General features: G+C 58.4%; 14 protein-coding genes, 1 pseudogene and 1 riboswitch. Of the genes and pseudogenes, 8 read left to right on the top strand and 7 right to left on the bottom strand.

Annotation, left to right across the window (positions count from 1 at the left end; translation table 11 throughout):
* Positions 1-5: 5 nt before the first annotated feature.
* The 7 genes from RA29_RS16545 (at position 6) to thiD (ending at position 7,654) form a co-directional block, all read left to right on the top strand.
* Positions 6-2,030 (top strand): S8 family serine peptidase, encoded by a 2,025-nt coding sequence (locus RA29_RS16545; RefSeq protein WP_039688053.1) that lies wholly within the window; start codon positions 6-8, stop codon positions 2,028-2,030.
* Positions 2,031-2,091: 61 nt separating this feature from the next.
* Positions 2,092-2,715, top strand: coding sequence for a paraquat-inducible protein A (locus RA29_RS23640; protein WP_039688052.1), 624 nt, complete (start codon positions 2,092-2,094; stop codon positions 2,713-2,715).
* Positions 2,712-3,335: a paraquat-inducible protein A gene (locus RA29_RS16535; RefSeq protein ID WP_039688049.1), complete on the top strand. Its 624-nt coding sequence runs from the start codon at positions 2,712-2,714 to the stop codon at positions 3,333-3,335. Before RA29_RS23640 ends, RA29_RS16535 begins: the two co-directional genes overlap by 4 nt.
* Positions 3,332-5,719 carry an MlaD family protein gene (locus RA29_RS16530; RefSeq protein ID WP_052249719.1) on the top strand — a complete coding sequence of 796 codons (2,388 nt, stop codon included), beginning with the start codon at positions 3,332-3,334 and terminating at the stop codon, positions 5,717-5,719. The genes RA29_RS16535 and RA29_RS16530 overlap by 4 nt, the downstream gene beginning before the upstream one ends.
* Before the next feature lie 3 nt (positions 5,720-5,722).
* Positions 5,723-6,268 (top strand): ABC-type transport auxiliary lipoprotein family protein, encoded by a 546-nt coding sequence (locus RA29_RS16525; RefSeq protein WP_039688047.1) that lies wholly within the window; start codon positions 5,723-5,725, stop codon positions 6,266-6,268.
* A 49-nt stretch (positions 6,269-6,317) separates the two neighbouring features.
* Positions 6,318-6,406, top strand: a riboswitch (TPP riboswitch).
* Between the two features lie 43 nt (positions 6,407-6,449).
* A complete protein-coding gene (locus tag RA29_RS22035) occupies positions 6,450-6,848 on the top strand; it encodes a thiamine phosphate synthase (RefSeq protein ID WP_052249718.1) in 399 nt (132 codons plus the stop codon).
* Positions 6,845-7,654, top strand: a complete 810-nt coding sequence (thiD, locus tag RA29_RS16515; RefSeq protein WP_039688045.1) for a bifunctional hydroxymethylpyrimidine kinase/phosphomethylpyrimidine kinase — start codon at positions 6,845-6,847, stop codon at positions 7,652-7,654. Before RA29_RS22035 ends, thiD begins: the two co-directional genes overlap by 4 nt.
* Before the next feature lie 130 nt (positions 7,655-7,784).
* Here thiD and RA29_RS16510 read toward each other — a convergent pair whose 3' ends face one another.
* Together RA29_RS16510 and RA29_RS23285 are read right to left on the bottom strand one after the other, a co-directional pair.
* Positions 7,785-8,171 carry a nuclear transport factor 2 family protein gene (locus tag RA29_RS16510; protein WP_039688043.1) on the bottom strand — a complete coding sequence of 129 codons (387 nt, stop codon included), beginning with the start codon at positions 8,169-8,171 and terminating at the stop codon, positions 7,785-7,787.
* Between the two features lie 269 nt (positions 8,172-8,440).
* Positions 8,441-8,752, bottom strand: a complete 312-nt coding sequence (locus RA29_RS23285; protein WP_193743556.1) for a hypothetical protein — start codon at positions 8,750-8,752, stop codon at positions 8,441-8,443.
* 156 nt (positions 8,753-8,908) lie between these two features.
* Here RA29_RS23285 and RA29_RS23280 point away from each other — a divergent pair, with 156 nt between their 5' ends.
* Positions 8,909-9,268, top strand: a complete 360-nt coding sequence (locus RA29_RS23280) for a hypothetical protein (RefSeq protein ID WP_193743555.1) — start codon at positions 8,909-8,911, stop codon at positions 9,266-9,268.
* 303 nt (positions 9,269-9,571) lie between these two features.
* On the opposite strand, the gene RA29_RS22920 is transcribed toward RA29_RS23280, so the two are convergent.
* The 5 genes and pseudogenes from RA29_RS22920 to RA29_RS16480 form a co-directional block, all read right to left on the bottom strand.
* Positions 9,572-9,817: a hypothetical protein gene (locus RA29_RS22920; protein WP_152613047.1), complete on the bottom strand. Its 246-nt coding sequence runs from the start codon at positions 9,815-9,817 to the stop codon at positions 9,572-9,574.
* 52 nt (positions 9,818-9,869) lie between these two features.
* The gene (locus tag RA29_RS23850) at positions 9,870-10,199 is read right to left on the bottom strand and encodes a PAAR domain-containing protein (protein ID WP_342666428.1); all 330 of its coding nucleotides are present in this window, start codon (positions 10,197-10,199) and stop codon (positions 9,870-9,872) included.
* 2 nt (positions 10,200-10,201) lie between these two features.
* Entirely contained in the window at positions 10,202-10,522 is a 321-nt protein-coding gene (locus tag RA29_RS23635; protein ID WP_241462631.1) for a hypothetical protein, read from the bottom strand.
* An 866-nt stretch (positions 10,523-11,388) separates the two neighbouring features.
* A complete protein-coding gene (locus RA29_RS16485; RefSeq protein ID WP_039688033.1) occupies positions 11,389-12,237 on the bottom strand; it encodes a hypothetical protein in 849 nt (282 codons plus the stop codon).
* A gap of 7 nt (positions 12,238-12,244) precedes the next feature.
* Positions 12,245-13,018: pseudogene (locus tag RA29_RS16480) on the bottom strand (hypothetical protein); the annotation flags it as partial.

The following is a 13,018-nucleotide window of genomic DNA, read 5'->3' as shown; positions in this document are numbered from 1 at the left end:
AGCGAATGGAAAAGTGGCTCCCCAATCCCGACCCTGATGCGATACATGTCGTTGATCATGTGACCTTTTTCCGGCTGTCACGGGCGGATCATCACTATGCAGATGATCCTGACGCGGTCTGGTGGTCGGTCCTCGTGGAAGTTGAAGGCATCAGCATCGACCAGTTCCAGGACCGCGTCGCAGCTTTCGCCGACGACTTGCTGATCCCAGCAGCCTACGACGCAGCGGACCGCCGCGCAGTCCACGGGCGACAACCCATCGCGATCTATGCCCGCGCGCCGCTGATCCGGCATATCAATGACCGTCGCAGCGAAGTAGGGGTCGCAACTGTCCTGCTTGGCGCATCAGCTCCGGACAGGTTTCTTGACCGCGATGCGCAGCCGCGCGAGCTTCCCGAGGTGATCGTGGACGATGACGCGGTGCTTCAGGCGATCATCGATGATGGCATCGGCATTGCGCACGAACTCTTCCGCAGCAGCGCCACGGCAACACGCATCCACCACGCCCGCATATTCGAGGCCGAGCCGCTTGCCGACGGCAAGACCAGCGTGGGCCGCGGGCTGGACCGTGCAGATATCGACGGACTTCTGCAGAACTGCGCATTCGACGACATGTTGGACGAGGATCTGTTTTATGCCCGCTCGGGTCAGGTGGACTTTGGCAAGGGGGTCTTTTCGACCGTTGCGCTGCGCCGATCACACGGGACGCACATCATGGCCCTCGCCGCTGGTGAGCCAATGAGCGATGCGGCGCAAAAACACCCGATCATCTGCGCGGCCCTTCCGTCGCGTATCGTCAACGACACAACCGGGCTTGAAATGGTGCCGGTGCTGTATCTGGCCTTCCACATCCTGGTGAAGCAGGCGCGCCGTTTTCGCACGCGCGCTGGCGCTCCCGTTCCGGTCGTCTTCAACTTTTCCTACGGCAATACGGGCGGCCCACATGACGGGACCGGGATCTTTGCGCGGCTGTTTGACCACTATTTCGGAAAAGACGCCGAAACAGAGCAGAAAGCATGGCTCACCCTTCCAGCAGGCAATGCCAATCTTGAACGGCTGCATGCGGTGTCCGACGAACGGACAGAGGTTGACGGGACCACGACCCTTGATCTGACTGTCCTGCCGGACGACCGCACACCGACGCATCTGCAAATCTGGCTGCCGGTCAGCCCCGAAGATGAACAACCGAACATCGCTACGATTTCGGTGCGCACACCGTTTGGCATGGACGAAGGGACCATCGTGACCCAACCCGGTCAGCACGCGGCCCTCGTCAACAAGGCGGGCGAACAGATTGCATGGCTCGCCTATCAGTACATCGGCGGCCAGACACAGCGCGGTCTTGTCACGCTATCGAGCAACCCAACGGCCAATCTGCTTGAAACCTCTGACCTGGGGCCTGCAGGCCAATGGACCGTGACGATCCGACGGAACGCTGGCGCGTCCAAGGAACCCATCCATCTGTGGGTGCGCCGGGACGAGACGTTGCCAGGCCAAACCTCGGGTGGGCGACAGGCGTTTTTTGACAATCTGCATTACAAACGGTTCGACCGCTACGGTGCTCCGCTCCCCGTAGACCCGCGAGATACGACCTGCCCAGTCCAACGGGCGGGAACGCTCAGCGGCTTTGCCTGCGACCCGGCACCCATTGTCGTGGCAGCCTGCACGGAACAGGAAGCCGTATTGTCCGACTATTCAGCCGCAGGTCCTCTGGCCCCGTCGCCCCAAGGTCCTCAGCCGCCGCGCGATGGTCCCGACCTCGCAGCCAGAGGCGACGACAGCTTTGTGCGCCGTGGCGTCATATCAGCCGGGTCGCGCAGCGGGTCCTGGGTGCGCCTCGCAGGCACCAGCGTCGCCAGCCCACAGGTCGCCAGACTCGCTGCATCAGCAATCGGCGATGCGGCAGGCTCAGGTCGTGAGTGGAGCCGCGACGCCGTCGCGCGCGATCCGTTTCCGCTCAAGGATCACCCATCGAAAACCCGGACGGGCGCGGGGGCGGTGCGAACACCGAACCGTATGACACCCGACTGAAGCAAAAGCTTGATCCAGGATATCCAGTTGCCGCGAGGGACGTCTTCCCTATTCTTGCGTCATGAAAGATGTGGCGCAGCTTGACCTCGACACCCTGATCGCATGCCCGAAATGCGACGCACTCTATCGTGTGGGCGTGGTGAACAAGGGGGATCAGGGCAGATGCGAAAGGTGCCACACCCGGTTATTCACGAGACGGCGGGACGCAGGGCTGGTCATCATCGCGACGGCCTTTGCATCCACAGTTCTGGTCATCGCTGCGCTGTTCCTGCCGTTCATCGAGATCCGGCGCCTTGGCTTCAGCAACGCCGCCACCATCGTTGACGCCGCACTTGCGTTCTATGGTGGACCACTCTTTGCCCTGTCCCTGGCCGTGCTGGCGCTGATCATCGCGCTGCCGCTGGCCCGACTTGTGCTCACCATCTACACGCTGACACCGCTGGTGCTTGACCGCAAACCATGGCCCGGCGCAAAGCGCGCCTTTCGCTTCAGCGAGGCGATGCGGCCCTGGTCCATGGCCGAGATCTTTGTCGTGGGGTGTGCGGTATCGCTCATCAAGCTGACCGATCTGGCGCGGGTCGAGATTGGACCCGCCTTCTGGATGTTCGTGGCTGTGGTGGTGCTGATGGCAGTGCAGAACGTCGTGATGTGCCGCTGGTCCGTTTGGAAGGCGCTGGACAGGTGACGGTCACCGCAAGGGAAAAGGGTTTGGTGGCCTGCCGTGAATGCGCGCGGGTCTGGCCAGCGGATCACACGCATTGCAGCGTTTGCGGCAACACCATCCGGTCCCGCGACACGCAAAGCCTGCAAAAGGTCTGGGCATGGTGGATTGCGGGTGTCCTCGCCTACATCCCCGCCAACCTGTACCCGATGCTGAAAACGCGCACCCTTTTCCAAACCTCCGAAGACACGATCATCGCAGGCGCACTTGAGTTGGCGTCGCACGGGTCCTGGAGTGTCGCCATAATCATCCTGATTGCATCCGTCGCAATCCCGCTAGGCAAGTTCTTTGCCATTGCCTATCTCGCCCTCGCTGTGCGAAGCGGCGCGACCTGGCCGCCGGGGCGGCAATACATCCTATACGAAGTGGTCGAATACATCGGTCGCTGGTCCATGATCGACGTCTTTGTCGTGGCGATCCTCTGCTCGCTGGTGCAACTGAACGTCGCAGCCTCCATCACGCCCGGCATCGCGGCGCTGACATTTGCACTTTCCGTGATTTTCACCATGCTATCCGCACAAAGTCTGGACCCGCGCCTGATCTGGGACCGGATTGAGACAAAAGACACGAAAGACCCGGTGTGAGTTCAGACATCCCCGACATCTCGCAACACCAGGAGCCGCGACGTGGATTCTTTGCCGGGGCCCACTGGGTCTGGCTGGTGCCCATTGCGGCCGTCCTGACGGCAGTTTGGGTGACCTTGCAGGCCTACAACGATCAGGGTCCGCTGGTGCAGATCACCTTTGACGACGCGGCGGGCATTCTGCCCAACGAAACCGAACTGCGCTTTCGCAACGTGCCCGTTGGGATTGTCGAGGATGTGCAGTTCAACGAGGATCTGTCGCAAGTTCTGGTGGACGTGCGCCTCGACAAGACGGTGGCGCCGTTCGTGGACACCGAAGCTGTCTTCTGGATCGTCCGCCCGCAAGTGACAACCAGCGGCGTCACCGGGCTCGAGACCGTGCTGTCGGGGGTCTACATCGAAGGGACATGGGACAGCGTTCCGGGCGGGTTGGTCAATGAACATCAGGCCAATGAACGCGCGCCCCTGATCACGACCTACCAGCAGGGCACGGTGATCGAGTTGCGATCGACCCGCGCCGCGGGGCTGTCCGAAAACACGCCGATCCTATTCAAAGGGATCGAGGTGGGCCGCCTCGGCAAGCCTGCAATCTCCGTCAACGGTCAATGGGTGTCAGCGCCTGCCATCATCTATGAACCGCACGACCAGTTGGTGACCACCGCGACGCGGTTCTGGGACACCTCCGGCTTCAGCCTGTCCGTGGGTGCATCCGGCGCATCGCTGGATTTTTCCTCGCTGGCCTCGCTTATCTCGGGCGGCATCACGTTCCGCACCCTTGTGTCGGGGGGCGAACCACTGCGCGCCGGTCTGGTCTATGAAGTGCACCCGAATGAGGCCGCTGCCCGCAATTCCGTGTTTGAAGGCAGCGGCGGGGCAATTGTGCGCCTAACCGTGATCTTTGATGACAATGTCAGCGGACTGACGGCAGACGCCGATGTCGAGTGGCGCGGCCTGCGCATCGGGCGCGTGGCAAACGTATCGGGCATCGTGGACCCGGACGCATTTGGCGATTCCCGCGTGCGGCTCTTGTCCACGATAGAAATCAACACCTCCCGCCTTGGCATCGACGATGATCTGAGCCGTGCAGAAGTCGTCGATTTTCTGGACGCGCGGGTGGCTGAAGGCCTTCGGGCGCGGCTGGTGTCGGCGTCCCTGCTGGCCGGTGGGCTGAAGATTGAACTGATCACGGACACCGATGCACCGGCGGCCACCATCGACCGCGATGGCGACCCGTTTCCCATTTTCCCCGCCACCGACAGCGAGGTATCCGATGTCGCCGTGTCCGCCGAAGGCGTATTGGAGCGCGTCAACGCCCTTCCGGTCGAAGAACTGCTCGACAGTGCGATCCGCTTTCTCGACAACGCCTCCGCCCTCGTTGCGAGCGAGGAAATCCGCGAAACGCCGGGCGAGATCCTCGGCCTTTTGTCGGACGCGCGCGGTGTGATCGGTTCAGACGAGGTACAGGCCCTGCCAGAAGACCTGCGCATCCTGATCGAAGACCTGCAATCCGCCAGCGCCGATGTGCGCGGCCTGTTGTCCGATGTCCGCGACGCGCAAGCCGTGGACCGCTTGCTCGCCGCCGTGGACCGGGTCGGCCTTGCCGCCGAGCGGGCGGATACAGCATTGGCGGAGGTGCCGGACCTGACAGGGCGGATCGCAACCTTTGTTGATGGCGCCAACGCGCTGCCGCTTGACGATCTGGTCGCGCAAGCCATGGATTTCGCCCGCGAAGCGCAAAGCCTGCTGAGTTCTGACGACATCCGTGCAGCGCCGGGCGCAGTTGTCCAAGCCTTTGACGAGCTTTCCGTGGTTCTTAACGACATCACCGAAGCAAACACCGCCGACCAACTCAGCGCCGCGCTTACCGACGCCAGCGACGCCGCAACCGCCGTCGAAGAGGCAGTGGCAGGCCTACCGTCGGTGGTTGAGCGGCTGGACCGCATCGCGGCAGGCGCGGAAGACGTCGAACTCGACACACTTGCCGCCGAGCTTGAGAGCGTTCTGGCCACCGCCAGCCGCCTGTTTGGCGACGCAAGCGATGCAAATCTGCCGGACGCCCTGGCGGGCGCCCTGGAAGAAGCGGAGGCTGCCTTGGCCGAACTGCGCGCAGGCGGGCTGATCAACAGCGCAAACGCCACCATGACATCCGCGCGCGAGGCGGCCGCAGCCATCGAAACGGCAGCCGACGAACTGCCCGCTCTCGCAGGTCGCCTGAACAGCACATTGGCACAAGCGCAGGGCACGCTGCGCGGGTACGAGGAAGGCTCTGCATTCTCACGCGAAACACTCCGCGCTCTGAATGAGATCGAGCGGGCAGCCAAGGCCCTGACCGACCTGGCACGCACTATTCAACGCAATCCCAATTCCCTGATCCTTGGACGGTAACCCATGCGCCACGCCTTTGCCTTTCTCGCCCTGAGCCTCCTGTGGGCCTGCGGCACGCCGGATCAGTTCGTAGCCTCGCCCAAACTGGTGGCACAGGACCGTATCCCATCCCGCTTTGCCAGCATCGAAGTGGCTGACATCTCGCTGCCCGCATACGCCGCGCGAGACGAAATCACGGCGAATGAAGGCGACCTGCTGGTCCTGTCCGACACGCTTTGGGCGGATACACCGACGCGCGCCATGACGCTTGCGCTGACCCGGCACCTGTCGGAAATCACTGGCAGGCGTGTGGCGTCCGAACCCTGGCCCTTTGACGGTTTCGCATCGGGGCGGGTCGAGGTGCGGGTTGAGGATCTGAGCGTCGTCGCAGACCGGCTGCGTATGTCGGGTCAGTACTACGTTGTGGACCTCGACGGGCGAGGCCGCGATCACGCGTATCTGTTTGAATTGTCCACACCAGTGACGGATGGCGCTCCGACCTCCGTCGCGCAGGCCCGTGCGCAACTGCTGGTGGACCTCGCAACACGCATTGCTAAGGATGGGCTTTAGACCAGCGGAATTTTCCACTTGGACAGCAGCGACATCTTCCCTATCTGTTGCGCATAGCCAGGGGCGCCGCAAGGCTGAGACGTACCCTTCGAACCTGACCCGGATAATGCTGGCGGAGGGAGGTTGAACCGAAGAGAAACACTTTGGTGCGTCCTGTCCTCGCTAGAAGTGGACCGACGCGATGACGCCAAATCCTACCCTTGATGCCTTGCGCCAAAAGACCCAGCGCGTGCACGGCGTTTCTGCCCTCGGCTGTTCGCTAACCACGCTGACAAGCGCCTACGATCTCGACTCGGCCTGCGCCGCGGATGTGGACGGGCTGCATATTGGCCAGCGCGGCATATCCCGGACTGACACCACATCCAACCACAAACCGGCCATCGGCTTTGACGCCCTTGCACAACTCACGGCCCTCGCCCCTTGCCCAACCGTCGCCATCCGCGGTCTGAAACCGGGACAGTGCGCCGATGTTCTGGCGGCGGGTTGCGACGGCATCGCCGTCGTCTCTGCCATCTGCGGCCAGCCTGACCCATGTGTTGCTGTCCGCGCGTTGCGCACCGAACTGAAGGAAATCCAATGATCCCCAATGTCTTGTCCATCGCAGGCTCCGACCCGTCCGGCGGGGCTGGTATTCAGGCCGATCTCAAGGCCATTGCCGCCAACCGCGCCTACGGCATGGCGGCCCTCACCGCACTCACCGCGCAGAACACGCAAGGCGTCACCGGTGTGGAAACCATCTCGCCCGCCTTTGTGACAGCCCAGATCAAGGCAGTCTTTGCCGACGTCCGTGTCGACGCGGTGAAGATCGGCATGATCGCCAATGCCAAGATTGCGGACGCGGTGGCGGACGCGTTGGAAAAGCACCCGGATACCCCCGTGGTCCTCGACCCCGTGATGATCGCCAAGGGCGGCGCGCCGCTTTTGCAGCCAGACGCCATGGACACGCTCCGGACCAAGCTGGTGCCACGCGCCACGGTCATCACGCCCAACCTGCCCGAAGCGGCCCATCTGCTCGACCAGCCAGTGGCAACCACGCGGGACGAGATGGCGGCCCAGGCGAAAGCCCTGACCGACCTGGGACCGAAGGCGGCATTGATCAAAGGCGGGCATCTTGATGGTTTGGACAGTCCGGACGTGCTGTGCGTGCACGGCGAACAGCACTGGTTCAACAGTGCCCGAACCCCCGGCAAAAACACGCACGGCACCGGGTGCACGCTATCGTCAGCTTTGGCCGCACAACTGGCGCATGGCGTTGCCTTGCCAGACGCTATAGCCGCTGCAAAGACGTATGTCACCGGAGCAATCGCAGCCGCAGATATGCTATCCGTCGGCCACGGCCACGGTCCAGTGCACCACTTCTACGACCTCTGGACGTCCTCCAAGTAACCGTCTTTCAGCACTCCAATAAAACCAAGCTGAGGCCGTAAAAAAGCGTACGCAGACGGCGACAGTTACGCGCACAGCCCAAAGATGCGGCCGTTGCAACGGGTTTTCGAAGTATGAAGCGTCTTGTCTGCTAGAACGGCGGCGCATCCAAGATACGCCGCCACGGCGCCCGCCAGGTCGGCGCGGGATAGCTGTCCGGCCAAAACTCCTTTTGCCGCAAAATCAAATCGTCCTTGATGGTGTGAAACGTGATGGCGCGTGCCTCGAGTGTACCATCCATCACTTCCACATCGGATACGACCGCGTCATCATCCCCAATGATAGAGCGGACCGAAAAAGCCCATGTGCCCTCAGTCGAGTAAGCGTTATTCATGGCAGCAAAGCCTTCGCGCCCTCGCAAATACTCACCCGTCTGCGGCATGTAGTACTCAAAATCGGGATGCAGCCACATGCTTGCATACGTGAAATCATTGGACGCCATCGCGCCCGAAAACCCGGCGATCAACTTCTTCGACATGGCAGCATTCCACACGAGTGATGGGCACAGTCGTATTGTCGTCAAACACGGCCGTTGATTTACTGGTGACCAAAACCGAACTCTGGTCCTAAATCAAAACGTTATCTCTTGTTATCAGAGCACTGAAAATCTTCAACGAAACCTGAGAATGACCTGCAGAAGCATCAAACTGGTCTCACGAAGTGTCAAACTGGTTCCTCACTGCGACTTGCTGCAAAAAATGCCGCCTAAGCCGGACAGCGTTCAGTCTAGGTCGTTTCAGTCGTTTTTTAGCCAGTGAGTCTGTTCGGAGCGCCTTGTTCCTTGCGGGCTCGCGTCATCATTTTTTTGGTGTCGATCAGGTGCCATTCCGTAACAAGGAACGGATTCTGGTCCTCCGCACAGTCGATCCGGTCTTCAAAGACATCTGCGAAGTGATCGGGATAAACCACTGTGTCACCATTCGCCTTTGCTTCCGATACCGCTTGAATAACGAATTCAATCGCTGGCCCGAAACAGTCTGCACTGGCGTGGATAAGGATCATGAAAAACTTATCGACCTCGAATAGCCCGTTATCCGACAAACCAGCCACGGAAGCCAATATACGCACTGCTTTGCCCAACCTGTCAGGCTTTTCTAACTTGGCAGGACACATCTCGCACGATTTTAACGGACTGTGGAGAGTTTTATCACTTTTCAGCCAACACTTGGCGTCCCGTGTACCAGCCAAAATAAGGCAAACTGGCCAGACAGAGTCATGCATCAGGTTTCGGAATTTCTTCGCGAATTGCTCGTTAGAGTCATCCGTTTTGTAGCGACCAACATCTTGGATCTCATCAAGATGGATGGCTGCGATACGTTGCTCCACCAATTAGAATTGAAGCCGCGCTTGAAGGTCTGGTTGACTTGGGTTGCCCCTGATTGGATGACCCAATTGTTTCAGTATCTCTTTGAGGTTCGCTTTTTTCGATGCACGGCCGGGGATGACTGCAGTGAAAATAGTATGTCCATATTCCCGCTCTCCGGTTGCACCGACAACGTCTTCGAAATCCTTGGCAATTTCTTTGACCAAACGGAATTTCCCGGCCCCGAAGCTCCGACGATGGCAGCGCCCTGAGCTTTCAAGACGCCGCGCGACATAAGTGCTTCGCGCTGTTCCAAAACGCGGAACACGCGCTTGCGAAACTTACAATAGTCCTCCGTTGGAAAGAAGAACTCTGCTTGTAACCTCGCTGCCAAATCAGCTTCGGATCTGATACGTTCACGCTCCTGGCTTGAGTCTAGACGAGTCCTTGACCATCCTCCAACGTAGGTTTCCGGCGAAAGCTCTCGAGGGCTCCGGAGCCAGTTGCTTTGGCGGGCATGTCGTTAGTTGCCGACTGATCCGAAGGAGAAACCTCATCATCAATATCAACCTCGATCAACCAACTGCTTTTGTAAGCGCTTTGACGATCTCGTCTGCGCGTTCCTTTGGTTCGGCGCCGGTTTCGGCCGCATGCAGGAAGTGGCGGGTGAGATGGAGGTCTGCAGTGGCGAGGGTGCCGTCGGGCAGCTCGATCAGCACGGCGGCTGGCTTGTGTGCGATCTGGAGGCACATTTGCAAGTTATTTCCTTCACCTGACGGGGCCATATCAGACAATCGACGGCAGCCCTTGCGTGGTGTCACCAGTATCGCCGGCGAGGGCAGCCAGGCCGGGCGACATTGCGCTGCGTCGACCTCAAGGACAGGCGCAATGCTTTCCTAGTGACGGCGGACCTGGCCGAGATCGGCACCGGCGCACCACGACAAGGCCGCGGCGCCGAGCAGCGTTCATCCCGTCGCCGATCCGCGCGAGAGGGCATCCGTTCACATACACGGTCGGCGATCCGCCGAATACACTGCGACCATGTGGCTTGCACTTGCCGCAGCCACGGGGTGCAACTGTGTCGCCCTGTCGAAGCGCGGGGATGCAGTTGATCGCGACATTTGGACTGCCACCGAAGGCCGGGGAAGAAGGAAAGCAGCTGTGGCCGGAGCAGCTGTCGGATTTGCGGGGCGTAGCGGGGATTGTTATCTCCCGATGGACCGGATCAGCAAGCTTAAAGAAACTATACTCAGGATGGTATGCGGAAGATATCCCGCAGCCAGAAACCAGCCAGTAGGAGCATACAGGAAGGCCCCCATGAGAACCAGTAAGGCGATGATCGAGAGAAAATGCGATAAGAAATAGGAAGTCGGCATTCTGAGGAGCATGTGCGGCAGCAACAGTGTCCATGTCGCGCCCAGCACACGGGTCAAGCTTTCAACCTTGGCTCCCACAAACATCTGCGCGCCAGCTGCCAGGCCGATAACCGCAACAAAAACCGCAACCTCAACTGCAAGATTGCCCATCTGTGTAAAGGTCAGTTCCGTGACAGCCCCAAGGATGACGCAATGCCATATACTCCATAAAATGATAATCCATTTCGCAGTTGATGTGCTAGGCTCACCCATTTTCAGAAATACCGCTCAATAAGCTCGTTGCTAAACTGATCAACGGTAAAACCGGTTACCTCGCCGTAGTCAGGTAAGCTATCAAGGCGATTGCAGCAATCAATGCTCAGCCGGCTCAAACGACATTCAAAAAGAAGATAGTCGGCGATATCCTCCATTGTTACAGTCGCTCCTTGGGCATCCTCAGTGTCCATGGATATTGAGGACAGCGATTGCGGTAGTGAACAAAGATTTTGGAACCGGCCAAATCCGGTTCTGATCTGATCCTGCATCTGCGGGGCAAGCGGGGCAGTTCCAGTAGAGGTAGCGCCCTCCATCTCTATGTTGTAGCTTTCGGATCCTGATCCTCGGCTCAGATCGAATATAGCGATACGAGCGGCGACAAGCTGAGATGCCACTCCAACGTATTAAAGTGAACTAAACCAGTTCATTGCTGAGCCATCTGCCGGATAAAAACATTCCAAGTTTCTTCGGTGATTTCACCGCGATCAATTCATATATCCTGAATCCCATCGTCTTTTTCACAACCCATGCCAGATTGGCGTCGAATCTATTTGATATTTTCATGATGCCGTTGAAATGGTGAAGCTGTTAATCTCTAGTTCTAATAAGAAAGAAACCCACAATCATCATTGCGGCACCAGCCAATGCAATAACCCATATTTGTGATACGACTCCTCCCAAAAGAAAAATAAAACCAACACCGGTAACGATTTCAGCAAGGATGTTGACCAAGGAGTTAAAAAGGAACTTCAAAAAACCCACTAGTTTTGCCCTCCTCCTAAACCAAAGTCTAACAAAGCTTGTATAAACTCTCGATACAGTTCAAAATCTGGACCAAGCTCATCAATGAATGCTGCGTTCTCTGTCAACGTTTGGGCCGCGCGGAAGAGCGCCACATAAGTTTCGTTGTCCAACCCTGCATCGGCGTCACCTGTTATCCATGCAATGAAAATTTCAATGATACCAAAGTTCGACGGATGATTATGCGAGGCATGTATAGCAGAGCCCCACGTTAGCATTATGAAGTTCGTCCACCCGATACCTCTCTGCTCAATTTGACCTCCACCGCGCCGCCGAATCCTGCTTCTCATCCATCGTGTAAAGAAGTGACCAGATGCAAAACGGCCAGCTATTTGAGCCCGTCTTTCTTCATTGGGCATGGCACGATCAAGCGCTTGGTCAAACGCTTCTCTGTCAGACTGTGAGAGTTGATCTCGTGCGATATTTTGTGCAGTTTCGTTTGTTAACAGACGCCATAGCAAGCCTCGGAAAACAAGATAGTAGATCAGGCGAATCCCTGCATCGAGTACGTCAAGTATCCTGTCTCGATGGTAAATGCAGTTTTGTTGCACGCGTGGTCCATAAAAGCCGGCCATGCCGACTATCCAGTGAACACAAAGAGTATAGTCGAAGGGCCATGAATAGGCACCTTCTGCAGCACCTCCAACTATTGCCCTAAACCGCTCCCACGCCGATGGAGGGTTTTTGTTTGCAGCTTGAACAAGGAAGTTTGGATCGTCGTCAGGAATCTCGATCTCCAACGCCTCGTCCTCGCCACCTCCGGCTCCGGTCAAAACATCGCCGTTATATGCTATTCCATCCTGCGGCATCTTTCCCTCAATTCAAATCAATACGAGCAGCAACCACTTTGTATGCGGACTTTGCTGTTATCTTGACTGCATCCGTAAATGCCGTAATCCGTTTTCTGAAAGACAGGTTCATCGTCTCGCCACTAAGCTGGATGCGACCATCGGAATGCAGGGAAATTCGGGCTTCTCCGCAAATGAGCTCCACTTTGCGAGCCGCTTGGATAACCCGGCGCTCGCCCGCACTGTCAACGTGGTTGCCCGCCACAGCGACGTCCAGATGGGTTCCGACATCCAGCGACATATCCTTGGTAATTTGCTGATCCCAGCGCCCGCCAACGGAATACAGCACATGACGATCAACCTGTGCGGCCCAGCTACTTTGTACACGGAACGAAAGGTTGCCTTCTCCCATCGGCGCGAGGCCCCGTTCACCATAGTCCATGCCGACCCTGGTGATGCCCTGCCAGTTGGTAAGCGACGCTCTGCCAACAACATCACCACGATATTGCGAGCCAACGCTGACAGTCATGTTTCCACCAACGACCTCGTCACGATTGTTGTCCACCTCCATAGCCCGATTGTGACCGACGGACTGGATCCAATTGTTATCTATCCGCTCGGTGTGATTGTGCAGTACCTTCTCATTTCTGTCTTTCTGGGCATGCACGAAGATCTCCTCCTCGCCCGCCTGATCTTCGAACCTGAGTTCATTGAAACCGTCGGCCTTGTGGGTCTGGGTTCGCATGACCGACTTTGTCTTATGCTCTGGCAGGTCGTATGGGACTTTCTGGCGCTGGTTCGG

It is taken from the genome of Tateyamaria sp. ANG-S1 (genome assembly GCF_000814025.1).
Taxonomy (GTDB): domain Bacteria; phylum Pseudomonadota; class Alphaproteobacteria; order Rhodobacterales; family Rhodobacteraceae; genus Tateyamaria.
The sequence above is the reverse complement of the archived record's forward strand: the minus strand, read 5'-3'. Positions and strand labels throughout refer to the sequence as shown.